At 69.9% G+C, this 25,211-nt stretch carries 18 protein-coding genes, 1 tRNA gene and 4 pseudogenes; 11 read left to right on the top strand and 12 right to left on the bottom strand.

Features of this window, described 5'->3' with window-relative positions:
• The first annotated feature begins 42 nt into the window (after window positions 1–42).
• The 4 genes and pseudogenes from ACFY4A_RS14725 to ACFY4A_RS14710 all read left to right on the top strand — a co-directional run bounded on the left by ACFY4A_RS14725 (window position 43) and on the right by ACFY4A_RS14710 (window position 2,317).
• On the top strand, window positions 43–1,188 hold the full coding sequence (locus tag ACFY4A_RS14725; RefSeq protein ID WP_390829806.1) for a cystathionine gamma-synthase: 1,146 nt from the start codon (window positions 43–45) through the stop codon (window positions 1,186–1,188).
• 40 nt (window positions 1,189–1,228) lie between these two features.
• Window positions 1,229–1,786 carry a cysteine dioxygenase gene (locus ACFY4A_RS14720; RefSeq protein WP_390829805.1) on the top strand — a complete coding sequence of 186 codons (558 nt, stop codon included), beginning with the start codon at window positions 1,229–1,231 and terminating at the stop codon, window positions 1,784–1,786.
• Between the two features lie 151 nt (window positions 1,787–1,937).
• A pseudogene (locus ACFY4A_RS14715) lies at window positions 1,938–2,198 on the top strand (pyruvate dehydrogenase); the annotation flags it as partial.
• Window positions 2,199–2,243: 45 nt separating this feature from the next.
• Window positions 2,244–2,317, top strand: a tRNA-Met gene (locus tag ACFY4A_RS14710).
• Window positions 2,318–2,448: 131 nt separating this feature from the next.
• On the opposite strand, the pseudogene ACFY4A_RS14705 reads toward ACFY4A_RS14710, so the two are convergent.
• The 5 genes and pseudogenes from ACFY4A_RS14705 to ACFY4A_RS14685 form a co-directional block, all read right to left on the bottom strand.
• Window positions 2,449–2,764 (bottom strand): annotated as a pseudogene (locus ACFY4A_RS14705) (diadenosine tetraphosphate hydrolase); the annotation flags it as partial.
• 123 nt (window positions 2,765–2,887) lie between these two features.
• On the bottom strand, window positions 2,888–3,388 hold the full coding sequence (locus ACFY4A_RS14700) for a hypothetical protein (RefSeq protein ID WP_390829804.1): 501 nt from the start codon (window positions 3,386–3,388) through the stop codon (window positions 2,888–2,890).
• Entirely contained in the window at window positions 3,339–4,055 is a 717-nt protein-coding gene (locus ACFY4A_RS14695) for an ATP-binding protein (protein WP_390829803.1), read from the bottom strand. Before ACFY4A_RS14695 ends, ACFY4A_RS14700 begins: the two co-directional genes overlap by 50 nt.
• A gap of 657 nt (window positions 4,056–4,712) precedes the next feature.
• Window positions 4,713–6,197: a penicillin acylase family protein gene (locus ACFY4A_RS14690; RefSeq protein ID WP_390829802.1), complete on the bottom strand. Its 1,485-nt coding sequence runs from the start codon at window positions 6,195–6,197 to the stop codon at window positions 4,713–4,715.
• A 201-nt stretch (window positions 6,198–6,398) separates the two neighbouring features.
• On the bottom strand, window positions 6,399–6,680 hold the full coding sequence (locus ACFY4A_RS14685) for a helix-turn-helix domain-containing protein (protein WP_390829909.1): 282 nt from the start codon (window positions 6,678–6,680) through the stop codon (window positions 6,399–6,401).
• Between the two features lie 298 nt (window positions 6,681–6,978).
• Between ACFY4A_RS14685 and ACFY4A_RS14680 the strand changes: the two genes are divergently transcribed.
• The gene (locus ACFY4A_RS14680) at window positions 6,979–7,980 is read left to right on the top strand and encodes a DUF1259 domain-containing protein (RefSeq protein WP_390829801.1); all 1,002 of its coding nucleotides are present in this window, start codon (window positions 6,979–6,981) and stop codon (window positions 7,978–7,980) included.
• 502 nt (window positions 7,981–8,482) lie between these two features.
• Here the strand turns inward: ACFY4A_RS14680 and ACFY4A_RS14675 are convergent.
• Complete coding sequence (locus ACFY4A_RS14675; protein ID WP_390829800.1) at window positions 8,483–9,694, bottom strand: YeiH family protein; 1,212 nt, start codon at window positions 9,692–9,694, stop codon at window positions 8,483–8,485.
• Between the two features lie 71 nt (window positions 9,695–9,765).
• On the opposite strand from ACFY4A_RS14675, the gene ACFY4A_RS14670 reads away from it, so the two are divergent.
• Window positions 9,766–10,770 (top strand): LysR family transcriptional regulator, encoded by a 1,005-nt coding sequence (locus tag ACFY4A_RS14670; RefSeq protein ID WP_390829799.1) that lies wholly within the window; start codon window positions 9,766–9,768, stop codon window positions 10,768–10,770.
• A 57-nt stretch (window positions 10,771–10,827) separates the two neighbouring features.
• Here the strand turns inward: ACFY4A_RS14670 and ACFY4A_RS14665 are convergent, their stop codons facing one another.
• Both ACFY4A_RS14665 and ACFY4A_RS14660 read right to left on the bottom strand, forming a co-directional pair.
• Window positions 10,828–11,265 carry a transposase gene (locus ACFY4A_RS14665; protein ID WP_390829798.1) on the bottom strand — a complete coding sequence of 146 codons (438 nt, stop codon included), beginning with the start codon at window positions 11,263–11,265 and terminating at the stop codon, window positions 10,828–10,830.
• A 224-nt stretch (window positions 11,266–11,489) separates the two neighbouring features.
• A pseudogene (locus tag ACFY4A_RS14660) lies at window positions 11,490–11,765 on the bottom strand (transposase); the annotation flags it as partial.
• A 41-nt stretch (window positions 11,766–11,806) separates the two neighbouring features.
• Here ACFY4A_RS14660 and ACFY4A_RS14655 point away from each other — a divergent pair.
• From ACFY4A_RS14655 to ACFY4A_RS14640, 4 genes and pseudogenes are all read left to right on the top strand, one after another.
• Window positions 11,807–12,068 (top strand): annotated as a pseudogene (locus ACFY4A_RS14655) (DUF4291 family protein); the annotation flags it as partial.
• 580 nt (window positions 12,069–12,648) lie between these two features.
• On the top strand, window positions 12,649–13,593 hold the full coding sequence (locus ACFY4A_RS14650) for an ABC transporter ATP-binding protein (RefSeq protein WP_390829797.1): 945 nt from the start codon (window positions 12,649–12,651) through the stop codon (window positions 13,591–13,593).
• Window positions 13,590–14,963 (top strand): ABC transporter permease, encoded by a 1,374-nt coding sequence (locus tag ACFY4A_RS14645; RefSeq protein WP_390829796.1) that lies wholly within the window; start codon window positions 13,590–13,592, stop codon window positions 14,961–14,963. Before ACFY4A_RS14650 ends, ACFY4A_RS14645 begins: the two co-directional genes overlap by 4 nt.
• Window positions 14,964–14,968: 5 nt before the next feature.
• On the top strand, window positions 14,969–17,722 hold the full coding sequence (locus ACFY4A_RS14640; protein ID WP_390829794.1) for an alkaline phosphatase family protein: 2,754 nt from the start codon (window positions 14,969–14,971) through the stop codon (window positions 17,720–17,722).
• A gap of 67 nt (window positions 17,723–17,789) precedes the next feature.
• Here ACFY4A_RS14640 and ACFY4A_RS14635 read toward each other — a convergent pair whose 3' ends face one another.
• The 4 genes from ACFY4A_RS14635 to ACFY4A_RS14620 all read right to left on the bottom strand — a co-directional run bounded on the left by ACFY4A_RS14635 (window position 17,790) and on the right by ACFY4A_RS14620 (window position 22,910).
• Window positions 17,790–17,897, bottom strand: coding sequence for an alkaline phosphatase D family protein (locus ACFY4A_RS14635; RefSeq protein WP_390829908.1), 108 nt, complete (start codon window positions 17,895–17,897; stop codon window positions 17,790–17,792).
• A gap of 565 nt (window positions 17,898–18,462) precedes the next feature.
• Complete coding sequence (locus ACFY4A_RS14630; RefSeq protein ID WP_390829793.1) at window positions 18,463–21,006, bottom strand: M14 family zinc carboxypeptidase; 2,544 nt, start codon at window positions 21,004–21,006, stop codon at window positions 18,463–18,465.
• 686 nt (window positions 21,007–21,692) lie between these two features.
• On the bottom strand, window positions 21,693–22,475 hold the full coding sequence (locus ACFY4A_RS14625) for a DUF3592 domain-containing protein (RefSeq protein ID WP_390829792.1): 783 nt from the start codon (window positions 22,473–22,475) through the stop codon (window positions 21,693–21,695).
• 18 nt (window positions 22,476–22,493) lie between these two features.
• Window positions 22,494–22,910, bottom strand: a complete 417-nt coding sequence (locus ACFY4A_RS14620; RefSeq protein ID WP_390829791.1) for a hypothetical protein — start codon at window positions 22,908–22,910, stop codon at window positions 22,494–22,496.
• A gap of 311 nt (window positions 22,911–23,221) precedes the next feature.
• On the opposite strand from ACFY4A_RS14620, the gene ACFY4A_RS14615 reads away from it, so the two are divergent.
• Window positions 23,222–25,144 (top strand): ArnT family glycosyltransferase, encoded by a 1,923-nt coding sequence (locus ACFY4A_RS14615; protein ID WP_390829790.1) that lies wholly within the window; start codon window positions 23,222–23,224, stop codon window positions 25,142–25,144.
• Window positions 25,145–25,211 lie beyond the last annotated feature (67 nt).

The following is a 25,211-nucleotide window of genomic DNA, read 5'->3' as shown; positions in this document are numbered from 1 at the left end:
CTTCGCTGGACGTCTACGATCGGAGCTAGGCAAGCTGCAGGCATGACGCAGCCCCGTGGATTCGAGACGCTTGCCATTCACGCCGGGCAGGAGCCCGACCCCGTCACCGGCGCCGTAGTGCCGCCGATCTTCCAGACGTCCACGTTCAAGCAGGACGGGGTGGGGGGTCTGCGCGGTGGTTACGAGTACAGCCGTGCCGGCAACCCCACCCGTACCGCGTTGGAGGAGTGCCTCGCCGCCCTCGAGGCGGGCACCAGGGCCTCCGCCTTCGCCAGCGGTCTCGCGGCCGAGGACTGTGTGATCCGGGCCGTCTGTGCCCTGGGCGATCATGTGATCATCCCGGACGACGCCTATGGCGGTTCTCTCCGGTTGCTCCGCATGGTGCTCAGCCGCTGGGGCCTGACCAGCACTGCTGTGAACGTTGGTGATGCCGACGCGGTCCGGGCCGCGATCCGTCCGGAGACCAGGCTCATCTGGTGTGAGACGCCCACCAATCCGCTGCTGGGTATCGCCGACATCCCGGCTCTGGCGGCGGTCGCGCATGAGGCCGGCGCGCTGCTGGCGGTGGACAACACCTTCGCCTCCCCGTACCTGCAGCAGCCGCTGACGCTGGGTGCGGACATCGTCATGCACTCCACCACGAAGTACATCGGGGGCCACTCCGATGTCATCGGCGGTGCGGCGGTCGTTCGGGACGAGGAGCTCGCCGAGAAGGTCCACTTTCATCAGTTCGCGGTCGGTGCCATTGCTGGCCCGTTCGACGCCTGGCTGACCCTGCGCGGCATCAAGACGCTAGCCGTGCGCATGGACCGGCATTGTGACAATGCCGAGCAGATCGCCGATGCCCTCGAGGAGCACCCGCTTGTGACCAGGGTGCTCTACCCGGGGCTGCCGGGCCACCCGGGACACGAGATCGCCTCCAAGCAGATGCGCCGTTTCGGCGGAATGATCTCCTTCCAGGTCGACGGCGGTGAGCAGGCCGCGACGGACGTGTGCGGCCGCACCCAGCTGTTCACCCTCGCCGAATCACTCGGCGGCGTGGAGTCCCTCATCGAGCACCCGGCTCGGATGACCCATCTCTCCGCCAAGGGCACACCGCAGGAAGTCCCCGACAACCTGGTGCGGATATCGGTCGGCATCGAGCGAGCCGACGACCTGATCGCCGACCTGGTCCAAGCCCTGAACTGACCAAACTCCCTGTTGTTCCCTCCCGACAGGAGCAAGCACCATGACTCCGACCGACACCGTGCTCCGCGGCACCGCACTCGGCCATCTCATAGACTCCGTCCGCTCGGCAGTTCGCCTGGAAGACAGCCCTGGTGAAACCGCACGCCTGGTCGCGGACGCCCTCAAGCCTTTCCTCAGCGAACCGGATCTGCTCCCCGCCGAGTACCGCCGCGGCAACCCGGAGGGCTACTGCCAGCACCTCGTGCACGCCGAGAAGGACGGCAGCTTCTCCATCGTCGCCCTGGTCTGGCAGCCCGGCCAGAGCACGGCGATCCACGACCATGTGGCCTGGTGTGTCACCGGGGTGTACGAGGGCGCCGAGATCGAGTACCGCTACGAGCTGCGCGGCTCGGGCAGCGACGTCCATCTGGTACCCGGCCCCGAAGTGATCAACGCGACCGGCGCGGCCTGCGGGTTCGCCCCGCCCGGCGACATCCACCGAGTCCTCAACGCCGGCGACACCCCGGCCATCTCGGTGCACGTCTACGGCGCGGACATCTCCCGCCTGAGCACCAGCATCCGGCGCCAGTACGACCTCCCCATCGTGGCAGCCGTGTGACGCACGACCGTGGTCACTCCTCATCAGCTCAGTTCACAGAATGGAAGGTAGGCCGGCCATGACCACGCGCGCGGCGCCCGACGTATCCCGGGCCACGGAGGACCCCTCCGCAGGTGGAGGACCTCCGCGCGATTGAGCGCAGGGTGCTCTGCACGCCAACCGGGTTCGGCCCAACCCGTCCTCATGAAAGTGGGCGGTCACCAGGCCTCGTGTGCCTCGATGACCACCATCATGACCGCGCTGTGGTTCCACGCGCTGCGGGCGCAGGACCGGGTGTCGGTCAAGCCGTATGCCTCACCGGTCCTGCACGCGATCAACTACCTCCTCGGCGAGCTGGACGAGTCGAAGGTGACCACTCTGCGCGCCTTCGGAGGGCTGTAAGCGCAGACCATCATCCGCGGCTGACCCCGATGTCCAGCTCCAGCCATACGTGGGTGTAGAGTGGCGGTACCGACGACGCGGGGTGGAGCAGCTCGGTAGCTCGCTGGGCTCATAACCCAGAGGTCGCAGGTTCAAATCCTGTCCCCGCTACGAGAGGGAAAGGGCCCGGCCGTCCGGGCCCTTTCCTGTTGCAGCCGGACCGGGCCCGCCGGCTCGGTGAGACACCGACACCGCCCTCACTGCCGGAGTTGCCACCGCAGCCCAAACCGGTCAACCGAGGCATGGGCATGCAAGAACGGGTCCGTGTTGCCGAGGATCTCCAGGTTGACCCGGCGGAATTCGGGGTCCCGCCGCCGGCAGGCCCGCTCAACCGCTTTCCCCGAGCCGGTCCATGTCGGACAGAAACGACAGTCTCTTGGACCTCGGCAGGTCAGACAGCCGTTGAACACCCGGCTCGTCCGCGAGGAGAACTGAGTACCCGGGCAGGAATTGAACGTCACCGATCACCGCGAAGCCAGGCTCAAGCCGCCGCAGCACAGTCGGATTCCCACCTCGCAGGGCAGCCCCGATCCGGTCCATCCGCCAGTCACCGGTCATGGCCCGAGCCTACCCACAGGTGGTCAAGACCTGCTCTTCGCTCCCCATCCTCCTCACTCACTTCAAGGACCAACCAGGCGAGGCGAGGAGCGGCCCCGGCGCCGGAACTTCCCCGCACCCAGATCATCGACCCGTCACCGCTACGAGGACGTCCACCCCCTGGTGGAGAAGGGCTGGACGATCAGCGCCATCGCCCGGAGGCTGAACCTCGACCGCAAGACCGTACGCGGCTTCCGCGACACCGACCTCGACGAACTGCCGGCCTCCGCCCGCGACCGCCGCCCCAACGGCGTGCTGGAGCCGTTCAAGGCATATCTCAACGCCCGCTTCACTGACACGCAGGGCCAGGTCAGTGGCACTCGCCTGTTCCTTGAGATCCGCGAACGTGGCTACCGGGGCAGCCGCCAGGTCGTCCGCAAACACCTCGCCGCACCGCGGGCTGGCACCGCCGAACCTGTCCGGGCCGACATCCCCAGCCCTCGCAAGATCACCTCCTGGATCATGCGCCCCCGCGAGACTCTCACCGAGAGCCAGGACAAGCGGCTGCTGGAGGTTCGGCTCGCCTGCCCGGACATCACCCGTGCCTGTGACCTGGCCCGAGCCTTCGCCGATCTCGTGCGTCACCGGCGCGGATACCCGCTACTGGAGTGGATCCGCCAGGCCGAACAGGAACGCTTCGGTCATCCACCTGAACTTCCAGATGCGGCCACATCATGGCCAGACGCTTCAACTGGCCCTCCACCGGCACCCCCAGCGAACGCAGTGAGTCGCTCGGTCTGAAGTGGACGAGTGTCCCGGTGGTGCCGTCGGGCTCGACAGGCTCCAGGTCAGTAGCCGGGATGCCGCGCTCGTAGCGTTGGGTCCAGGCCCCATTGAGCCGGCGGTTGGTGTGGACGAGCCATTCACTGAGCGCGGCAACCACAGACATGCCCCGACGCGGATGGCCGTCCTGAAGCAGTTCCGCTTCCGGAAGGTCGAAGAACCGAAGATCCTTTGACGCCATGACCGGCTTCTTGACGATCTGGCCGTGCTCGTCTGTACGGGTATCGGTGCCCCGCCCGTCATCCGCCACGGACAAGGAGCCATCCGGATAGAGGGTGACGAGGCAGCGTCCACCACCCCTGCTGGATGCTTCGTCAGCGGCGTATGCAAGCACCTCAAGAAGAAGATGCCACGGGCCACCCGGCGCGAACTTCTCCGGAGCTTGTCGGATAGATGCCAGGTGGTCCAGATCGATGACGCTGGACCAATCGTGCGTGGTGTTGACCCAGGAACCCCTAGAGACCTCCATCAGGCAAGTATCCAGTCAGCTCGTGCTGGCCTCGCAGGCAGCCCCACCAAGAACGGCCGCTCACGGAACTGCGGCCAGAGCCGTTTTCAAGAATCGCCATCAGAGGCGGTGAGCAGGCGTTCTCCGATGCGGTCGCGGGCCTCCAGGCAGAGGACGCCACGGCCGGCGGCGTGCAGGGCGGTGGCGGTGGCCGGCCGGACGCACCCGCACCGACCTCGATGACGTCGTGACTGTCCGGGTGGGACATGGGCGGTTTCCTTTTCGTCGCTGGTGTGAGTCATCGGGGTGGCGGGTTCTGTGGGGCAGGGCCGGGCGTGAGCCGGCACGGGAACACCGCTGCCGGCTGGAGGCGTGCGCGACTGTCTGCGGCTGCACGAGGCAAAGAGGTGCCTTACAGCTGGCTGGCGGGTTCCAGCACGATGCGGAAGCGGGGCCCCGGTGCGCAGCCGCGCGACAGCCTCACCGGCCTGCCACAGGCCACCCGGCCGCGGGGGCTGCGCCCCGGCGCACGGCGTTGAACGCGGTCACGCCGGCGCAGCCGAAAGGCGCAGCCTCGAAGGGCTCCGGCCCGTCGGGGATGCGCGCCAGAGCGTCGGCGGGAACCCTTCACCACGCCGGTCCGAGGCGGTCGTTGGTGGCTGCCTCGGACCGTTGCTGTCAGAACGTCAGCCGCTCCGTGGACTCCAGGTTCTCGTTGACCTCGCGTTCGGTGAAGTACATCGGCTTGTGGCGCCAGTTGACGTACAGGTCGAGCTGGTCGGAGTAGTGGGGGGACTGGGTGCCGTCGGGGGCGGTGAAGCCGCTCTGGCCGGGCGGCATCACGTCGTGGCCCGAGATGCGGTCCGGGGTCGCCACCATCAGGTCGTTCTCGGTGCCGCGGTTCATGAAGACCGGGCCGGAGAGTTCGGCGTCCTTGCCGGTCATGGGGATGCCGAGGTAGCTGCTGGTGCCGAAGGTGTGCCGGGGGGCCGGGGCCAGCCAGTCGGCGGTGTTGCCGCTGCCGTACTCGTCGGTGAGTTTGTCCGCCGTGGCGCGGAGCGCGGTGCGGATCACCTGGGTGGCGCTGCGGCCGCCCAGCAGATCGGCGCGCTGGGGGACCGTGGCCGCCTTGCCCAGCAGCGCGTTGTAGAGGACCTGGCCGCCGGCCGTCACATGCTGGCTGCCCGGCGTCGGCTTGCCGGGCACCGGGTACTCGGTCGTCGCATACTTCGCGGCGACATCCTCGGGCAGGCTCTTGCCGAGCGTGTCGGCCAGGGCCGACGCCAGCCAGGTCCGCATGATCTCGGTGCCGGGGCTGTCGTAGCGGCCGTCGCGGTCCTCGTCGGTGTTCCGGCCGTTCCATGCGGCGAGGGCATCGGCGACGTGCCGTTCGGGGCTGTCGGCGGGCAGGCCCGCTGCGGCCTTGCGGATGAGGGGGCGGAACCAGCCGGCGTTGACGTCCGTGAAGGCGCCGTTCTTCATGATCTGCCAGAGCTCGTCGGCGCTGACGGTCTTCTTCGCGGCGAGCTGATCCTGGAGTACGACCACTCGGTCGGCGCTGGCCCACGGCGTGAAGTCGGAGTTGGGGTAGCCCGGGGCGGGGGAGTTGTTCCAGTTCGCCAGCCAGCCCTCGCGCGGGTTGAGGATGTGCGGGTTGCCGATGCCGGCGGGCTGGATGCCGTGCCACTCCATCGTGCCGGTGCCCTCCACGGGCAGCCGCCGGTCCTGGGTCGCGGGGCGGTCGGGGAAGTGGCCGGCGAAGAAGTAGCCGATGTTGCCGTGCCGGTCGCTGTAGTACCAGTTGATGCTGATGGCCAGCCGCTCGGCCTGCTTCTCCCACTGGGCGTGGTTCCGGGCCTGCGTGGAGTCGACCCAGGCGAACAACGACTCCAGTTCCTTCCCCGCCCAGCTGCGCTTCTTCGTGTACGCCACGTGGTGTTCGGGGTCGACGGCGACGACCGGCCCGTGCACGGTCGAGCGCACCTGCACCGTGCGGTCGCCCGAACCCTTGACCCGTACGGTCTCGGTGCGCGTCTGCATCGTGCGGTACGCGCCCCGGTAGCGGTAACGGTCGGGGGCGGCGCTACCGCAAGTAACAGGGTGAACGGGCGGTGAAATCGCACAGTCAATCGGAATGGAGGTCGGCTCCCCGGTATTCGTCACAGGCCACCCACGGCGGCCGCCGCGATGATCGCGGCTGCTACGGACCTGCGATCAGCCAAAGGATGAGGCACGCGTCCAAAGGACTACCGGATCCAGCAATCTCTTGCGCGGCTGAAGCTTCTTCCCGCTTCAACGGCACTGAGGTTTTCTCGTGATCGTGGACAGCGGATGGTTACGCTGCGGGGACGAGGTCTTGTGCTGTCAGGGCTCTGGTTTCGACCGGGGTGACGTATCCGTAGACGGGATGCTTCCGCAGGCGGGTGCGGTTGTACTCGACCTCGATGAAGCGAAAGATGTCGGCGCCCGACCAGGCCGGGACCGGCTTGACCAGCGCGACGATCCGGGAACGTTCGGCCTCGGTGATCCTGCGCTTGCGTTGCCCGCCCAGATCCTCCAGGCCCTCCAGCCTGAGCGGTTGAAGCGGGGCAGCCAGCGGCGCACCGTCTTCTGACTGCACCGCATCTCGTCCGTGATCGCCGGCATCCGCAGCCCGGCCGAGCTCAACTCGACCATCCGCGCCCGCAGCGCCAGATCACGCGGCGCCTTGCCCGCCCGCGACAGCGATCCACCACCCGTTGCTCGTTCGCGTCACGGCCGCGCCCGTAACACCCCAGCCCAGCACCCGCCCCCAAGCACCCGAACCACCCCGCCACCAGGCCATGAACCCACAGAAAGAGGAATCCAGCAGTAGCAGTTCTTAGCCCACCTGGCTGGACGTGACGGAGCGGGTCACGGGTCTGCGCGGTCTGCCGTGTTTCCATTGCGGCAGGAGGCACATGACATGGCTGACCAGCGACAGGACGACATCCGTTCCCGATTCACCACGTCTCGGCGCCGGGTGCTGGCCGCGGCGGCCCTGGCACCCGCACTCACCGGGGCGCCGGCCGGCGCCCGTGCCCTGTCCGCCGGGCCGGAGGCCCGCGCCCTCGTCGAGCCGGTGATGACCAAGCTGGCGGACTGGGCGGAGGTAGGGAAGGCTTTGGGTCGCCCCGGTGACATGAGGCGGTTCATGTACCACACGGGCTTGCCGCGCCGGGACCTCACGGTCTACTCCCGCGGTATCCGGATCGACCCCGCGCTTGCCCTGGGCACGCACGTGTCCTTCGTCCGGTACGCCGATCACAGCACGCTCCTGATGGGCGACGCCGTGGTCACCGAGCGCGAACTGCAGCGCTTCAGTGACGTTCTGCAGGTGCATGGGATCACGCAGACCGCCATCCACAAGCACCTGCTCGCCCACGAGCCGGACGTCTGGTGGGTTCATCTGCACGCCCACGGCCACGACCCCGTCGCCATTGCCCGCGGTCTGCGTGCCGCGCTCGACTCCACCGGCACCCCACCCCCTGCACCCGTCGCTTCCTCGCCGCGCGTCCACCTGGACACCGCCGCGATCGACGCCGCGCTGGGCGTCAAGGGCTTCGCCGACGAGGGTATCTACAAGTGTACGTATGTCCGCAGTGAGACCATTGCCGACGGCCCTGTGATCCTGCCTCCGGGCCTGGGCGCCACCACCTCCGTCAACTTCCAGCCGCTCGGCGGCGGAAGGGCCGCGCTCAGCGGTGACCTGGTGATGATCGCTAGCGAGGTCCAGCCCGTTCTCGTGGCCCTGCGGCTCGGCGGCGTTGAACTCGTCGAGGTGCATCACCACAACCTGACTGACGAACCACGCCTGTTCTTCGTCCACTACTGGGCTGTCGGCGATGCCGTGAGGCTCGCCAAGAGCCTTCGCCGGGCCGTGGACACCACCAACGTCGTGCCTATGCCCGGAGGAGCCGCCTGGTGACCGGGGACAAGGAGACGATCACGGGGCGGGCACGGGTGTATCGTGATGCCGCCGCAGAAGCTGCAGTGGGACACGGAGACGATCTGTCAGGTCCTCCCACCGGTCCCGGACGAAACGGGCCCGCCACCGGCTCACCGTGGCGCCTCGACGCCCAGTCGGGCCGCAACGTCCTTGTTCGAGGCACCGGTTGCGCTCTCCAGCATGATCCGGCACCGCAGGGCCAGCGCCTGCGACGATGTCCGCTGTCTCGCCCAACGCGCCAACTTCTCACGCTCGTCATCGCTCAGCACCGGCTCAGCCTTCGGCCGTCCCGTCCTTGTCATACGGCCGAATCGTGTCGAACCAACACCTATTTGCGTAGCGAATTCCCGACTCAGGACACCGGTAGGGCTTGGTTGCATAACCAACAGCGTCCTCGGCGGGGAGCGGGGGCCGACGCGGGGTGCCCCGCCGCCGACCGGACCCGGGGCCGAGGGGCACGCTGCCGACGCGGGGCCCCGGGTCAGGTCGTCAGCACGACGCCCGCGTAAGAGGCCCCGGCGACCACGATCCAGGCGCCCAGCCCGAGGGCGGCCATGCGGGCACCGGAGCGGACCAGGGTCGGCAGGTGCACGGCGCTTCCGAGACCGACCAGGGCGGCCGCGAGCAGGATCTCCTGGACGAGGTCGGCGGCGTTCAGGAGGCCGTCGGGCAGCCACCCGGTGCTGCGTAGCCCTACCATGAGCAAGAAGGCGACCACGAAGAGCGGTACGACGGCGGGGCGCCGGCCGCGCGCCGGCGCGGCCGCGAGGTCACCGCCCGCCCGGGCACGCCGCCTGCGCTCGACCAGCGAGACCCCGGCGACGAGCGGTGCGAGCATCGCCACCCTCATCAGCTTGACCAGCACCGCGTCACCGAGCGCGGTGGGCCCCGCCGTCTGCGCGGTGGCCACCACCTGCCCCACGTCGTGCACGCCCGCCCCGACCCAGCGGCCGAACTGGACCGCGTCCAGCCCGAGGGGGTGCTTCAGCAGCGGCAGCACCGCGATGGCGAGCGTGCCGCACAGCGTCACCAGAGCGACGGAGGTCGCCACGTCCGCGGAGTGGTCCGTGGCCCCGGCCGCCGCTGCCGTCCGGCCCGGCTTCCCGTGCTGCTGGGCGCTATGGCTCCGGTCGTGCTCCTCGCGGCCGAGCACACTGCTGACCGCGCCGATCGCCGAGGCGCCGCAGATCGCGTAGCCCGTCGCCACCAGCAGCGGCTGGTCGCCGCTCAGTCCGAGCCGTCGGCCGAGCCACAGGGTGCCGAAGAACGTCGCCACGACCACGCCGAGGACCATCGCGACCGTCGCCCAGCCGAGGCCCAGCACGTCCCCGATGCTCAGTTTGAGGCCCAGCAGGACGACTCCGGCCCGCATCAGCCGTTTGCCGGCCATGGACAGTCCTACGCGGCCGCGGTTGCGTACCCAGGTGCGCGAGCCGGGCAGGTGGGCGGCGACGATGCCGAGCGCAACGGCGGCGGTCAGCATCGGGATCCCCGGCAGCAGGGCGTGGACACCCTCGGCGAGCGCGACGCCGGTCGCGGCGAGGGCCAGCCCGGGCGTGTTGCGGCGCAAGGCCCGCCGTGCGGCGTCGAGCCGTCCGGGCGGACCGGGCGGCGGCACGGAGCGCTCCTTGCGGGTCGCCCCTGAGGCCGGGCCGGCGGTAGTGCGCTGCGGTTGTTCGACGTCCGATGCCATGATCACCAGCCTCGGTGTGCCCGTCCCGCCCCGGTAGACGGGAACTGGTGACCAGGCCATAGAGTTTCCCTATGAGTGCGACGAGAGTGAGTGACACGGGGGGCTCCGGAGGCCGGGACCGTCGGGCCCGCCCGGCCGGGAACGGAGACCGGGCGGGCGAGGGGGCCGCTGGGGCGGGGCAGCGCCCCCTGCCGGATCTGCATGCGCTCCAGCTGCTGGTGGCGGTCGCCGAGACGGGCAGCCTGGGCCGGGCGGCGGCCCGGCTGCGGATCAGCCAGCCGTCGGCGAGCGCGCGGATGCGCACCCTGGAACGCCGCCTCGGCCTGCACCTGGTGGAGCGCTCCACCTCGGGCTCCCGGCTCACCGCGACCGGCGCGGTGGTCACCGACTGGGCGCGCTCGGTGCTGGAGCAGGCGGCGGCCCTGGTCGAGGGCGCGGCGGCGCTGCGCTCCCGGCAGGAGAACCGGCTGCACGTGGCGGCCAGCCTGACCATCGCCGAGGAGCTGATGCCGGGCTGGCTGGTGGCGCTCCGGGAGAACGCGTCCGACGCCCACGTCGGGCTGACCGTGACCAACAGCTGGGGCGTCATCGAGGCGCTGCGCCGCGGCGAGTGCGACCTCGGCTTCGTCGAGGGGCCCCGGGTCCCCGACGATCTGCACCGGTCGGCCGTGGGCCGCGACCGGCTCGCCATCGTAGTGGCGCCGGGACATCCGTGGACCCGTCGGCGTGCGCCGCTGACCGGCCGCGAACTCGCCGACACCCCCCTGCTCGTGCGGGAGTCCGGCTCCGGCACCCGCGAGACGCTGGAGAAGGCGCTGCGGCAGTACGACGGCATCGCCGTCCCGGTCCTGGAACTGGGCTCCACCGCCCCGTTGCGCAGCGCGGCGGCGCGGGGGGTCGCGCCTGCGGTGCTCTCGGCGCTCGCGGTGCGCGAGGACCTCGACCTCCACCGCCTGGTGGAGGTGGAGGTCGATCCGGCGCTCCCGCTGCGCCGGGTCCTGCACGCGGTGTGGCCCAAGGGCCGCGAACTCCCGGAACCGGCCCTGCACCTGCTCCGCGCCGCCCGCAACTCCTGACCGGCCCCCGCTCCCCGCCGGGGATGCTGTTGGTCGCTGGTCTCGGCTTTTTTGGGGTTATCGCGGTGGGAGTCCGGTCTCGGTCATGAAGCCATCGAGCGCGGCGGGCCGGTGCTGCAGGCTCTCGAGCCGGTTGCGGACCAGGGCCTCGAGTCGGCTGACTGTCCCGGCAGTGAGGTTGGCCAGACTCCGCCTGCACTGCGGCCAGACGCCCTCCACTGGATTCAACTCCGACGCGTAGGCCGGCAGCCAGAAGACCGTCAGCCAGGGAAAGGCGGCGACCAACTGCTGCATTGTCCGGGAGACATGAGTGCCCAGCCGATCCCAGACCAGGACATCGAGCCCGGCGGGGTGGATCTGGACGCTGTCGTCGATGAGCTGTACGGCCTGTCGCCGGGTGAGTCCACCGTAGCCCGGGACCAGCGTGCGAAGGCCGCCCGCGCCGCCGGGGGACCGGGAGCTGGCCGAACGGATCCGTCGACTGCGCCGTCCCACCCTGGCGGCGTGGGCCTGCAACCTGCTGGTGCGCGAGCTGCCGGACGAGGTCGAGCGGTTGCTGCCTCGGTGAGGCGTTGCGGCAAGCCCCCAGGATCTGGACGGGAAACAGCTGCGGAGCTGTCGGCGCAGCAGCACGAGCCGACCTTCGTTCTGGCCCGGCAGGCCGGCCTCATCTCCCGCCGCAGCCGCTCCAGCTCGGGCCGCTCGCTCTCGCGCACCCGCCCGGTGGCGGCCTGCGGCGCGGGCCGGTCGGACGACGCCGACCCGTTGCGGTGCCAGCGCGAAACCCAGCTGTGCAGCGTGCCCGGATGGATCCCGAGCTCCTCGGCGACCTGCGGGATCGGTTGTCCCGTCTCGATCACGATGCGTACAGCACCCTCAGGGACTCCACGCCACGAGGGGAGGGACAGACACTGCTTCCCCCAGGTGTCCCCCTGCAGCGTCACGACAAGCCGCAGCGGGTGTACGGAGCCCGCTTTGAGTGGGCCTGTGGCCATCCTCCGGCCAGGACAAGGATGGTGGACCTGGTGCAGGCTGACGACCCCTGCGCCAACGGCCCCTGCCGTACCGCTCCCGGCAACTCGGCCTCTCCGGGGAGGCCGCACGACGCTACGCCGACGAGTGGAAGGCCGCCATCCACGACAGAACCCCGCTCGCCCGCGAGATCCACACTGGTGAGTGGCAGAGACCTCGACCCGGCGGCCCGGCTGCTCCCTCGGGAGCGCCCCTACCCTGACACAGGCGGACTAATGGGCCATCTACGTCCAGCCGGGCACACCGGACGATCAGCCGTCAGTTGAGCGGGCCACAGGGCGGCAGGAGCCGGGCGGGAAGGGGCGGACCTGCCCGACCGGCGTTGCCGGCCACCCCGTCTACGCCGGTCGGCGTCCATGGCGACACGGCTGTGCCGACAGGCTGCTGCGCGCCGACGCCATCCTCACCATGCCCACCGAGCGGGACGATCCTCGCCGCCTTGGCTCTGGTGCTGTTGCCCTTGCCGTCCGGCTGCGGGCCCGCGTGGGCGGTTCGGTCCTGCCCGAGCGGTGACATCGAGTGACCATCTCCACCTCGGTGATGACCTCTCGTCAATACGCGCTCCATGCACTCCGTTCAGGCCATGCACTCCGTTCAGGCCGCCGAGTGACTCCTCGATCGACCCCCACCACCACGCAGCGCTCGCGATCGTAACTTCTCCATTCATTCCTCTGCTTTTGATCAAGCAATTGCAAAGGATGCTGGTCGAAACAAGTGCGACTCCCGCCCGCCCAGCGACGTCGCGAACGCCAAGTCGTTTCACGTTCCCTCAACATTCAACTCCCCACCCCCTGAGCAGCGTGATCAGTCCCTAGGGTCCTTAAGGCTTTTGTAAGGAAGGGACCCATGGAACAACTCCTCTCAATCCGGGCTCGCGGCGTTACAAAACGTTTCGGTGACGTCGTCGCGCTCGACGGCATCGACCTCGATGTGACGCAGGGGCATATCCACGGCCTGGTCGGACCGAACGGCGCCGGAAAGACGACCTTGCTCGGCCTTCTGCTGGGGCTCTCGGTTGCCGACAGCGGTCGCCTCGAAGTCCTGGGGACACCGGTCGGGCGGGCGCTCGCCGCTCCCGACGGTGTCGCCGGCTTCGTGGACGGTCCTGCTCTCTACCCCTCGCTCACCCCACGGCAGAACCTCGCCGCGCTGGCCGCACTCCGCGGCCACGACGCGCGCACGGCGGGAGTCGACGACGTACTGGCCGAGGTCGGCCTCACCGACGTCGCCGACGACCGTACCCGCGGCTTCTCCCTCGGCATGCGCCAGCGGCTCGGGCTCGCAGCCGCCCTGCTGACCAAGCCCCGGCTGCTCGTGCTCGACGAGCCGTCCAACGGCCTTGATCCGGCGGGCAAGAGGCACGTGCACGCTGTCCTCAACCGGCTCGCAGCCGACGGGACCGCCGTCCTGCTCTCGAGCCACAACATGGACGACCTCGAGGCGCTGTGCTCCGAGGTGACCATCGTCGCCACCGGACGCGTCGTCTTCTCCGGCCCGCTGAGCAAGCTGGCCACCGACAACCGTGAACTCGACTACCGGCTGCTCACCTCCGACCCGCAGGCCGCCCGCCGGGTGGCCGACGGCGCTCCGGGTGTCCGGGTCGTCGAGGACGCCGGGGTACGGCAGGACGCCGGACTGCTCGTCGTACGCGCCCTGGTGCCCGCCCTGGACGACCTCGTGGTGCGGCTCGTGGAGGAGGGCGTCGCGCTGCGCGAGTTCACTCCCGTGGTGTCTCCGCTCGAAGCCGCGTTTCTCGCCCTCACCGAGCAGCAGCAGGAGGCCGGCCGATGACCGCGACCCTCACCCAGAGCCGGGAAGAGGAACACGAGCAGGTGACCAGGGGCGCTCGCGTCCCCGTCACCCGCGTCTGTCGCTTCGAGTTCGTCAAGCTCGTCTCCCAGTGGCGGATCCGCCTGCTGGTCCTCGCCTGCTGGATCGTTCCTGCTCTCTTCGTCGCCGGCGTGAGCCAGCAGAGCACCCTCCCCGTGGACACCCTCTTCGGGCGCTGGATGCACGCCTCCGGGTGGGCCGGGCCGCTGGTGATGCTCGGTTTCGCGGGAACCTGGGCGCTGCCGCTGCTGACCTCGATCGTGGCCGGTGACGTGTTCGCCTCCGAGGACCGGCTCGGCACCTGGCGCCAGCTGCTCGTGGCGGTCCGCTCGCCTCGGCGGATCTTCGTGGCGAAGGCAGTCGCCAGCCTCACCGTCCTGCTGCTGCTCGTGGCCGGGCTTGCGGTCTCCAGCGCGGTCGGCGGCCTCCTTGCGGTCGGCGACCAGCCGCTGGTCGGCCTCGACGGCCACCTCCTGGCGCCGTCGGACGCCGCCGTTCAGGTCCTGCTCTCCTGGATCTGCGCCCTCGCTCCGACCCTGGCGCTCGCCGCGCTCGGCTTCCTCGGCTCGGTCACGCTGGGACGGTCCCCGATGGGGCTGCTGGTGCCCGTACTCGTCTCGCTCGCGATGGCGGTCGCCCAGATGCTGCCGCTTCCCGTGGCCGTCAGGGTCGCCCTGCCCACCTACGCCTTCATCTCCTGGAACGGTCTGTTCACCAGCCCGCAGCAGCTCGGCCCGCTGCTGATCGGCATCGTCGTCAGCCTCGTGTGGGCCGTGGTCGCGACAGTGCTGGCCTACGTGCTCTTCGTACGGCGCGAATTCACCAACCTGAGCCACGACGGTTCGGGCCGCCGCGCGATCACCGTCGGAGTCCTGCCGCTCGTCGGGGTGGCCGCCGTGTCGTTCGCGGTCGTCGCCGCGACGACCTCGGCGACGGGCTCCGGGATCGAGCAGGACAAGGTGCAGCGCTCGGTCGCCACGGCGTTCGCGCACTTGTACCGCATGCAGACCGACGAACTCAACCGACCCGCCGTCACCGAGGCCCAGCTGAAGGCCACAGCGGCGTGCAACAAGGGAAGCACCAGGGTCGCAGCGCAAGGCCCGGGCAACGACTGGCGCTGCGTCGTGACCTGGCACCTTCCCGGCGTCGAGGCCTCAGGACAGGCCATCTACCAACTCGACGTCACTCCGGACGGGCGGTTCATGGCCGATGGCGATGGACCGAAGGAAGTGAACGGCTACTTCCTGGTGCGGACCCCCGAAGGGGACGCACCGAACCCGCTGTGGCAGTTCGACGGCAACGTCGAACTGCTCGACACCCCGAAGGGATGAATTCAATGCAGGTAACTCGCCGCCGCAGGCTCGTCGAGGAAGCTGGGATCAGCCTCCTCGGTAGACGCATCGGCCGCCGGATACCGCTGTTGACGGCGGGCACCACCGCCGTCGCTCTCGTGGCCGCCGGCACGGCGTTCGCGCAGACCCACCAGTTCGGCACGGACCAGGTCGGTCAGGTCACTGCCGACGGCCAGGTCGTCTCCGGCAACCAGTACATCGCCCCGTACGGCGACCGTCTTGTCATCAACAATGGCAAGATCATGTCGTCCTCGGTCAGCCCGGACGGCACGCACCTCGCCGCCTCGGTCGCCGACGGTGGCGCGGCCCTGGCCATCGTGGACCTGAAGAACTGGAAGACGCAGCAGCTCGTCAGCAACGCCGCGTCGTCCAACCCCCGCATCAGCAGCAACAACGTGGGCCAGGAAGGCCCGACGTACTCGCCCGACGGTTCGCAGCTGTGGCTGGGCCAGCCGGACGGCTACACCGTGTTCACCGTGAACGCGGACGGCAGCGTCTCCAGCCCGAGGACCGTCACCATCCCGGCGCAGGGGTCCAAGCGCGCCCTGGTGGGCGAGGCGGTGTTCTCGGCCGACGGCAAGACCGTGTACTCCGCGGTCAACGGCCAGAACCGGGTCGTCGCCATAGACGCGGCGACCGGGACCATCAAGCAGAGCTGGGCCGTGGGCAACGCCCCGCGCGACATGATCGTCGTCGGCAACAAGCTCTACGTCAGCAACGAGGGTGGCCGCCCGGCCAAGCCCGGCGAGCCCACGATCAACTCGTACGGCACGCAGGTACTCGCCGACCAGAAGACCGCTGCCACCACCAGCGGCACGGTCAGCGTCATCGACCTGACGAACCAGGACGCCGCCGTCTCCAGCATCGAGGTCGGTCTGCACCCGACCGCCCTGTACGCCAAGAACGGGGCGCTGTTCGTCACCAACACCGCGACCAACGACGTGTCGGTCATCGACACGGCGAAGGACCAGGTCGTCCAGACCATCGCCACCCGGCCGTGGGCCGAGGCCTCGGTGGGTTACGAGCCCGACGCGGTGACCCTCACCGACGACGGTCACCTGCTGGTGACCCTCGGCCGTGCCAACGCGGTCGCCGTCTACCGGTACACCTCCGCGCAGGAGCCGGTGAGCTACGTCGGCCTGCTCCCGACGGACTACTTCCCCGCGGAGATCACCACCGTCGGCGACCAGGTCGTGGTCTCCAACACTCGTGGTATCGACGCCCGCCGCCCCACCACCAAGGCCGGGCACGGCACCCACGACACGACGTCGAGCGTGCAGAAGTTCACGCTGCCCGACGACAGCGTGATCAGGTCCTACACCGGCAAGGTCTTCAAGCAGAACGGCTGGAACGGCGAGTCGCTCAAGAAGTCCGACGGTTCCCCGGCCAAGCCGGTGCCGGTCCCGGTCAAGCTCGGCGACCCCTCGACGATCAAGCACGTCTTCCTGCTCGTCAAGGAGAACCGGACCTACGACCAGGTCTTCGGTGACATCCCGGAGGGCAACGGCGACCCGTCGCTGACGCAGTACGGCGAGAACGTCACGCCGAACCAGCACGCCCTGGCCAAGCAGTTCGGCCTGTACGACAACACGTACGACATCGGCACCAACTCCGCCGAGGGCCACAACTGGCTGATGCAGGCCGACAACCCGGAGTACACCGAGTCCTCCGCCGGTGAGTACACGCGCAGCTACGACACCGAGGACGACGCCCTCGGCCACCAGCGGACCGGCTTCATCTGGACCGGTGCGCAGGACGCCGGCAAGTCCGTGCGGAACTTCGGTGAGTTCCAGCAGTTCCTGACCAAGCCGTCGGGCGCGAGCTGGCAGAACCTGTACTGCGACAGCAAGAACATGGAGGCGACCGGTCAGGACACCGCCTACCCGCTGAACTCGACCTCGCCGATCCCGTCGCTCAACGACGTGTCGGTGCCCGGCTACCCGAAGTTCGACACCAGCGTCCCGGACGTCTACCGGGCCGAGATCTGGAAGCGTGACTTCGAGAAGAACGGGCCGGCGAACCTGAACATGTTCTGGCTCTCCAGCGACCACACCGGTGGCCCGGTGAGCGGGGCCGCTCAGGTCGCGGACAACGACCTCGCGGTCGGCAAGATCGTCGACACGATCTCGCACAGCAAGTACTGGAAGGACTCGGCGATCTTCGTCGTCGAGGACGACTCCCAGGCCGGCCTCGACCACGTCGACGGCCACCGCGCCCCGGTCCAGATCATCAGCCCCTGGGCCAAGCACGGCACGGTGGACAGTCACTACTACTCGCAGATCAACATGATGCGGACCATCGAGCAGATCCTCGGGATCCACCCGATGAACCAGAAGGACACCGCGGCCAGCCCGATGGCCTCGGCGTTCACCCAGAGCCCGGACTTCACGCCGTTCAACGCGCTGCCCAACCGGGTCTCGCTGACCGACGGTGTGAAGACCGCCCCGTCCTGTGGTCTGGACACCCCCGCGGCGCAGAACCCGGCGGCGGCGGCCGTGCCGTCGGCCTCGGTGCCGGCGGACATGAAGAACGTCGCCGCGGAGTGGGACCAGTGGAAGTCGAAGCAGCGGCTGACCGGTCCCTACGCCGTGCCGGACTACGCTCCCCCCGCGCAGATGAACCACTTGGCCTGGTACGAGTCGTCCAACTGGACGAAGCCGTACCCGGGTGAGAAGAAGATCTACGCTCCTCAGGACGTGCCGGGTGCGTACATCCCGTCGGCGGAGAACGACGGCTGACGTAGGCCGGTCAGTACAGCCTGATCGCGTCAAGGGGCCCTTGGCCGGCACCACCGCCGGTCAGGGGTCATTTGCCGAGGTGGAGCACGAGGTCCAGGTCTTCCTCAGCCATGTGCTGGAAAGCCGTGTAGTGCCCGGCGTGATAGCTCTGGCACGACGCGACCGCGAGGGACAGGGACGCCGGGACGGTTCCGGCACCGGGGCGGTCCTGGTGCGGCCGACGAGGGACATCTCGTTGCCGACGAGGAAGCGGTATCAGTAGTGACGGCCGGGCTCCGCCCGCGCACCTCGGGGTGCACCGAGTGCCCCAGCTCCGGCGACGCGAACGCGACGCCGGCCTTGACCACGTCGCGGAACCCCTCGTCCTTCGCGACCTGGTAGTTGACGGGGATCGTGGCGTCCGGCATACCGTCCCGCCCGTCCGGGGCGAAGGGTCAGGGCTGTTTCAAAGTCCTCGTGACGCTGCGAAGTTGCACGTCACGGTGGTGTGACTGCTGCTGGTCGGCCCGTCTCGCACGCAACGAAGCTCCCGATGGAGCGGGTGACTTCTCCAGTCGCCCTGCCGAACCGGAGCTTCGATGTGCCGCCGAGACAGGAGACCAGGACCTGCTCCAACGCCACCCGCGGCAACAACAAGGTCGAGGTCGCCGCGGGCTGATCCCGCCCGTGCGGAGGGCCGCACCCGGAACAGGGTGGGCCCTCCGCCGTACTCGGGGCCGGCCGCGGGGTTCAGCCGGCGATCATTCCCCGGTGGTCAGCAGCGCCCGCCCGATTTGCGCGAACACCCCCTTCGGGTGAGCGCGGAACAGCGGCTCGGTGCCGAACAGCACGACCGGGGAGCCCTGCGCGGACGTACCGCTGACGACCGAGGCACGGCCCGCCGCGTCCAGGGGGCCGCCCGAGCCGTTCTCCAGGGCCCGCCAGTGGCCGGAGACAAGCGGATTGCCGCTGCCGTACGACTGGTCGGCGCGTACGCCCGCACCCAGACCGGTGAACCACAGCGGGGAGTAGACGAAGCTGTGCCCGGAAGCGCCACCGGTGACCGGGCCGCCCGCGTTCACCACCCGCACCACGCCGTTGGCGTCGCCGTGGCCCTCCACCGCCGTGGCGGCGAGCAGCCCCGCGTCGGCGTTGAAGGCCGCGCCCGTCGAGCCGAGGCCGACCATGCCACCGCCGCCCTTCAGGAAGCCGTCGAGTGCGGCGCGCGCCGCCGGGTCGAGCGCCTTGTACGACAGTCCGGTGGACACGTACAGGACATCGGCGGCGGACCAGTCGAAGCCCGTGTTGAGCACGGCCGTCGAGACCGGCACCACGTCGAAGCCCATCTCACGCAGCGAGAACAACTCGCCGGGCGTCACCGCCGCGGCGACCCGGGTGCGGTGCAGATCCGCCGTGCCGCGCTGCTCCGTCGCCCGGAAGGCGACGCCGTACCGGTCGGCGAGCACCCGTGCCTGCTCGCGTGCCGAGCCGGGCACGATCGCCGTCCCGTCATCCGTGCGGCGCACCCGGACGCCCTGCGCCAGCAGGGAGTTGACCGCCGCCAGCTCCTTCGGGTCGTCGAGTCGCAGCGCCAGGTCCCCGTGCGGCGCGACATGGCCGGTCGGCGCCGCCGCATGGACCGTACGTCCCTCGACACGCAGCCGGCCGTCCTCGGCCCGGTCCACCGTCGCACCCCAGAGCAGCCCGAGGCTCCAGCCTGAGATGTCGTACATCGCCGACACGTCCGCGCTGATGTCCCGGCCGTCGGCCAGGATCACATTGGCCAGACCGCGCTTGGGCTGGTGCATGTCGACGACGTACGAGCCGGCCGGATACGTCCGTCCGTCCAGCCGGAAGCCCTCGTCCGCCCGTACGACCCGCACGTCATTGGCGGTCAGATGGTCCACCAGCCGGGCCGCGGCCGTCGCGGACCTCTGCCCGCTCCCGGCCGGAATCACATACGCCCGGGGGAACTCGGCGGTGTAGACGTCCTCGGGGCCGATACCCGGCACACCCGGAACGGTCTCCTCCGACACCGGCCTCTGTGCCTCGCCCGCCGTGCCGCGCCGGAAGATCTCGATCTGGTCGGCGATCACCGAGGCGCGGTGGTCCAGGGCGTAGTCGAGCGTGGCCCGCATCGCGGCGCCCGCGATGGCGGTGTTGATCGTCGACCTGCGTCGCAGTTCGTCGACCGGCTGGGTGTCGTAGTCCCGCCCGTTGACCCGCATCGGGAACTCGACGGTGTGGGCCGCGACCGTGCCGTGGAACGGCATGTACTGCGGGGTGAAGATCGGCGGCCAGTCGTCCCAGCCCTCCTGCTGGTCGCGGAAGGGGATGATGGCGGGCTGCACGCCGTCCTTCTGCGGGGTGTAGCCGAGGCCGTTGATGGCGGCCTCCATGCCCAGCGCGTTGGCGTAGGAATTCTTGAGGAAGAGGTCGTATTCGTAGTTCTCGCCGTGCGGCGGGGTGGTCGGCTCGATCAGGGTGCCGTTGACGTATCCGTGCAGGTCCAGCATCATCACGGGCTGTTTGTCGATGGCGATCTGCCGGATGGCGCGGGACTCGGGCTGGCTGGCGGTGATGAAGTCCCGGTTGAGGTCGAAACCGTTGGCGTTGGCGCGGGTGCCGGCGATCCTCCCGTCCGGATTGGCCGTGACGTTGAGGTGGATACGGCTCTTCGACAGCAGCTCGGTGGTACGGGCGTCGTCCGCCGTGGCCAGCCGCTCGATGAGCTTCAGCGCGGCGTCGGTGCCCTCCCACTCGTTGCCGTGGATGTTGTTGTTGATGAACACCGGTGCCTTGTAAGCCGACTTGATCTCCCGGTCCTTGGCGGCGGCCGCGGGGGAGTGCTCGATGCGCTCTCGCATCCGCTCCTGGTCACGGGCCTGCGCCGCGGTCTCCGGCGCGGTGACCGTCACCAGATACAGCTCGTGCCCGCCCGCCGAACGCCCCGCCACCTCGACGCTGACCCGGTCGCTCAGCTTCTGAAGCTCGTTCAGCTTCGGCGCGATGGCATGATATGGCGTCAGGCCCAGCTTGACCGACTTGTCGGCCGGGTTCACCGGGGGCGGGACGAGCACGGTGTGGCGCGGATAGCCGGTGTCGTGGCGCAGGGCCGGCGTCGGCGCGCCGAGCGCGCGACTGGCCGCGGCGGCCGGAGCGAGGGCAACGGCGGTGTCCCGGCCGCCGCCTTCACGTACGGGGGGCTGTGGCTTCCGGGGAGCGGCGGTCGCCGGCGGCGGTGCGAGCAGCAGCGCGCCGGCCAGGGCCGCGGTGGCGATCAGAACGGGTCTGGGCATTCCCATGCCTTTCATACCTCCGGTTGATCGGAAGTGATCGGAACGCAGGTCTACCGGTTAAGTTCGTACTCAACAAGAGGGTCTGCTGAGACACATGCGCCCCATAAGGCGATTGGAAGCGTCGATCGTGAGTCACACCACGTCGGTGCTCCGTCCGCGGCGCCGGCCGGAGGCGGCTGCGGCGGGGGAGGCCGCGGTGGCGCGGGCGCCGGGGACCTTCCGCGTAAGGTGGGGCTGGCATCTCGCCGGGGCTTACATGGCCAGCCGTCGCCCGCCAGCGGGCTTCGCACTGGCTGCGCAACTTCTGTGACGCCGCCACCGTGAGTGATCGTCGCCACTCCAGCGCTCGGGGGATCAGCCGCAGACCGCCCTCATGACCTGCCGCCTCACCGGCGAGAACACCATCTCCTAGCGCGACGTCACAAAGCCACACCGACCGAAGATTCGAAGATTCCAGGATGAAACAACGGGAGAAGACGACCTCTCACCGACCCGCTGCGCGAAGCGCCTCGACGGACAGCAGGACGTCGCCAACCGGCGTATCGAAGACCCGCTTCGCGAGTACGACTGACGTAGCCTGCACGTGTCCGAAGCCCCTGGCGTTCTGTCCAGGGGTCTCGTCGTTCCCGGGTCCGATCACCGCGTGGTGGTCTGTCGGGTCGATAGGGCTGAGCTGAAGCGTCGAGGCGTGATCACGAGTTGCGTCGGGCCGTCCAGGTCCTGGGGTGGTGGGTGCCCGGCATCTCGCCCGATTCCGTGTGCCGCTTGGTACGGAGCACCTCCCTGGTGGTCCCGACCAGAAAGCCCAGTGCGAGCAGCCCTGCCACGATCGCACCCTGCAGAATTCCGTCGGCCTCATGTTCGTCGAGGTACGCAACATGACGGACCTCGGTGGGGTGCGCCGGGTTGTATACGACGGCTATGTGCGCTCCCGGGTTCGCATCGTTTGCGGAGCTGGGCACGATATCGACATCCGCGCGCACGGGGCCGGACGGTGTGCCGAAGTGCACGGTCACGGAGGTCGCCCAGCCTTCCTCCGACCGGCTGGTGATCTCGACCACGGTTGCGTCGGTCCTGCGGCCCTGGTCCCGGAGGTGCGCGAGCACCTGGTATTCCTGACCAGCTTCCCAACCCATGACTCCGGCGAAGGTGGCGAACATCAGAAAACCCCCGGCAACCAATCGGACTTTGGCCCAGCGAGGGGACACCAGCCACGATTCCGGACCGAGCCGCAGCAGCCCAGCCACGAGGTGGCCCGGCGAAGGAACGGCCCAGCCCTGGCGGCGTACCAGCCTGGAGATACCGTCCGCTGCAGCCAGCGCCACCGCCCAGCCGAGAAGATAGAGCCACACGGACCCAAACGGTCCGAATGCCAACCACACCACGATGGCCACGGCGGCCGCCAGCGCCCTCCACCCAAAGGGAGAGCCGTACTCATCCCGGCTGCCGCTCAGCACGGATTTGCGCTCATCCATCTGCGCCTCCACACCCCGTTACGAGATGAGACTCATCGGCTGCCGCACTGGTTGCAGTGGTAGCTGGCCGTCCTGTGTCGGGGCGCCTCGTCCGTTCCTGGGCTTCAGGCGGAACAGGGCGAGAACCGCGTCATCGGGCCGATGCCCCTGGTCGGCGAGGAGGGCGCGGATGTGTTCGAGACGCTCGAGGTCCTTCAGCCCGCGGGGTTGGACGGTGGCCTTGGCCTGGCCGATCAGGGCGGTGGCCGCCCGAGGGCTTTGCGGGCGCTCGCCGGTGGCCACGGCGAGCAGGTCGACCTCGTGCTTGGTCCGGGCCGCAGGATCGGCGATCTGCGCCGTGCCCGCCGCGCCGAGCGACAGCCCCGTCTCGTCGATGGTGAAGGAGCGGGCCCCACGCGCGGAATGGCCCGCATGGCGTCCGGCTGCAGGGCCCACGCCATGACCGTTGGGTGCAGGGATCCGTGCCACGTCCTGTCCGCTCTGAGGGCGGAAGATTCGTCCTGGTCCAGCGGGACCCCGGCTACGGCGGCTACGGCGCCGCCGACGCCCCCGTGCGGTTGGCGGCCCAGCGCCCGGCACGCTGACGGCCGCTCCGGTCAAAGCACGGTGAGAGGCTGGTGAGACCCCCCTTTCGTTCACGATCCGTTCAGCTTCCGCTCAGGTCGGCCGACGGACAATCGCCGCGATCCGGATCGCAGCCCGCGTCCCGGGCAGGAAGATCCCCGGCAAACCTGAAAGGGCCGCCCATGCTCAGCCCGACCAGCCGGTCGGTCGCGCCGGCCGACGGGCCGCCGCGTGCGGCCGTGCCCCGCTCCCCGCGCCCGTACCCGTACGAGCGTCCGGCGCTGCTGATCATCGCGGCCCTCGCCGCGATGCTGTCCCTGTGGGGCATCGACCGCAGCGCGTACCACGGCTTCTACGCGAGTGCCGTGCGCAGCATGACGGACAACCCGGTCGCCTTCTTCTACGGCTCCTTCGACCCGGGCAACTCGATCACGCTCGACAAACTGCCCGGCTTCCTGTGGCCGCAGGCGCTCTCGGCACTCGTCCTCGGATTCCACCCGTGGGCCCTGGTGCTGCCGCAGGCACTGGAGATGGTGGCCTGCGTCGTCCTGCTGCATCTGCTGGTGCGCCGCTGGGCGGGGGTTCCGGCCGGGCTGACGGCCGCCCTCTGCCTGACCCTCACGCCCGTGACCGTCGGCCTCGGGCGTTCCATAGTGGAGGACGCGCCGTTCGTCCTGATGCTGCTCCTCGCCGCCGAGGCCACCCAGCGCGCGACCGAGCGGGCCCGGCTGCGCACCCTGCTGCTCGCGGGCGTCTGGGTGGGCCTCGCCTTCCAGTGCAAGATGCTGGAGGCCTGGGCGGTGCTGCCCGCGCTCGCCGTCACCTATTGCGTCGCCGCGCCCACGACCCTGCGCCGCCGGTTCGCGCACGTGGCGTCGGCCGGCGCGGTGACCCTGCTGGTGTCGGTGTCCTGGATGGCGGCGGCCACCCTCACCCCGGCCTCGGCCCGCCCCTACCTCGATGGCACGACCGACAACTCGGCGATCGGCCTGGTCGTCGGCTACAACTTCCTGACCCGCTTCCACACGATCGGCGTCGATGCGGCCGGCACCGGCAGCATCGTCACCGGCCCCGCGGTCCACGCGGCCGGACGGGCGGGGCGCGGCATCGGCGACAGCGTCTGGAAGATGTTCGGCCCGGGTCTCGCCACACAGACCGGTTGGCTGTACCCGCTGGCCGCGCTCGGCCTCGTGGGCGGTGCGGTGACCCTGTGGCGGCGGCGCGCGCCCCGCACGGACCGCGTGCTCGCGGGCTACCTGCTGTGGGGGGTGTGGCTGGCCACGTTCTTCCTGGTGTTCAGCTTCGGCAGCGTGACCGGGCACACGTACTACATGGGCGTCGTGGCGGTCGCGCTCGCCGCGCTCGCCGGTGCCGGGGCCGCCCAGGGCGTGAGGGCCTGCCGGACCGGGCGCAGAGGAGCCTGGGTGCCGGCCGCGGTGATCGCCGCGAATACCGCCTGGTGCGTGATCCTGACGCTGCGGTACCCGGGGTTCTTCCCCTGGACGGCGCCGACGGCCACGGTGCTCTGCCTGGTGGGCCTGGGCCTGGTCGGCACCCGCCGGCCGCGCGTCGTCACCGCCGGCCTGGCCGCCTGCCTGGCAGCCGTCCTCCTCGTCCCGGCCGTGTGGTCGGCCTCCGCGCTCTCCCCGCGCTACAACGTACCGGGGTCCATGGGCCGCGTCGGCCCCACCAGTGTGCGCCCCGGCAACCCGCTGGCGCGCCTCGGCCGGCCCCGCGGGCGCCTGCTGGCCTACCTGCTGGCCCACCGGGGCGGTGCCGAGTACCTCGCGGCGATCCCCGGCTGGTCGGAGGCCGCACCGTACATCATCTCGGACAACGCTCCCATCCTGCCCATGGGCGGATTCACCGGCCGGGTCCCGTATCCGACGCCGGGCCGCTTCCATCAGCTCATCGACTCCGGCCGGCTCCGCTATGTCGTCCTGCGGAACTCCGGCAGTGTCGCGGCGAGCCACCGGGGGAGTGCGCCCGTGGACGGAGTCGTCCGGTGGACGGCGGCTCACTGCGCGGTCGTCCCGGCGGCGGAGTACGGCTCCGGGGACCGGGGGCCGGTCGTGTACCGCTGCGGCTCGGGCCACGACGAGTGACCCGGGACCACGCCGTCGCGAAGCCGACCCTCCCACGCACCACCCTGTGCTGGGCCCGTGCCGAGCG

Origin of the sequence: Streptomyces sp. NPDC001292 (assembly GCF_042896465.1) — a bacterium.
Lineage (GTDB): Bacteria > Actinomycetota > Actinomycetes > Streptomycetales > Streptomycetaceae > Streptomyces.
Note: the sequence above shows the minus strand (reverse complement) of the source record. Positions and strands in the feature narration are given on the sequence as shown.

Excerpts from the sequence above, each read along its gene's own strand:
- ACFY4A_RS14685 (WP_390829909.1), bottom strand. The coding sequence starts at position 6,680 with ATGCCGGCGATCACGGACGAGATGCGGTGCAGTCAGAAGACGGTGCGC.
- ACFY4A_RS14645 (WP_390829796.1), top strand. The coding sequence starts at position 13,590 with ATGACCGCGACCCTCACCCAGAGCCGGGAAGAGGAACACGAGCAGGTG.
- ACFY4A_RS14680 (WP_390829801.1), top strand. The coding sequence starts at position 6,979 with ATGGCTGACCAGCGACAGGACGACATCCGTTCCCGATTCACCACGTCT.
- ACFY4A_RS14675 (WP_390829800.1), bottom strand. The coding sequence starts at position 9,694 with ATGGCATCGGACGTCGAACAACCGCAGCGCACTACCGCCGGCCCGGCC.
- ACFY4A_RS14695 (WP_390829803.1), bottom strand. The coding sequence starts at position 4,055 with ATGGAGGTCTCTAGGGGTTCCTGGGTCAACACCACGCACGATTGGTCC.
- ACFY4A_RS14720 (WP_390829805.1), top strand. The coding sequence starts at position 1,229 with ATGACTCCGACCGACACCGTGCTCCGCGGCACCGCACTCGGCCATCTC.
- ACFY4A_RS14650 (WP_390829797.1), top strand. The coding sequence starts at position 12,649 with ATGGAACAACTCCTCTCAATCCGGGCTCGCGGCGTTACAAAACGTTTC.
- ACFY4A_RS14670 (WP_390829799.1), top strand. The coding sequence starts at position 9,766 with ATGAGTGCGACGAGAGTGAGTGACACGGGGGGCTCCGGAGGCCGGGAC.
- ACFY4A_RS14725 (WP_390829806.1), top strand. The coding sequence starts at position 43 with ATGACGCAGCCCCGTGGATTCGAGACGCTTGCCATTCACGCCGGGCAG.
- ACFY4A_RS14640 (WP_390829794.1), top strand. The coding sequence starts at position 14,969 with ATGCAGGTAACTCGCCGCCGCAGGCTCGTCGAGGAAGCTGGGATCAGC.
- ACFY4A_RS14615 (WP_390829790.1), top strand. The coding sequence starts at position 23,222 with ATGCTCAGCCCGACCAGCCGGTCGGTCGCGCCGGCCGACGGGCCGCCG.
- ACFY4A_RS14625 (WP_390829792.1), bottom strand. The coding sequence starts at position 22,475 with ATGGATGAGCGCAAATCCGTGCTGAGCGGCAGCCGGGATGAGTACGGC.
- ACFY4A_RS14630 (WP_390829793.1), bottom strand. The coding sequence starts at position 21,006 with ATGGGAATGCCCAGACCCGTTCTGATCGCCACCGCGGCCCTGGCCGGC.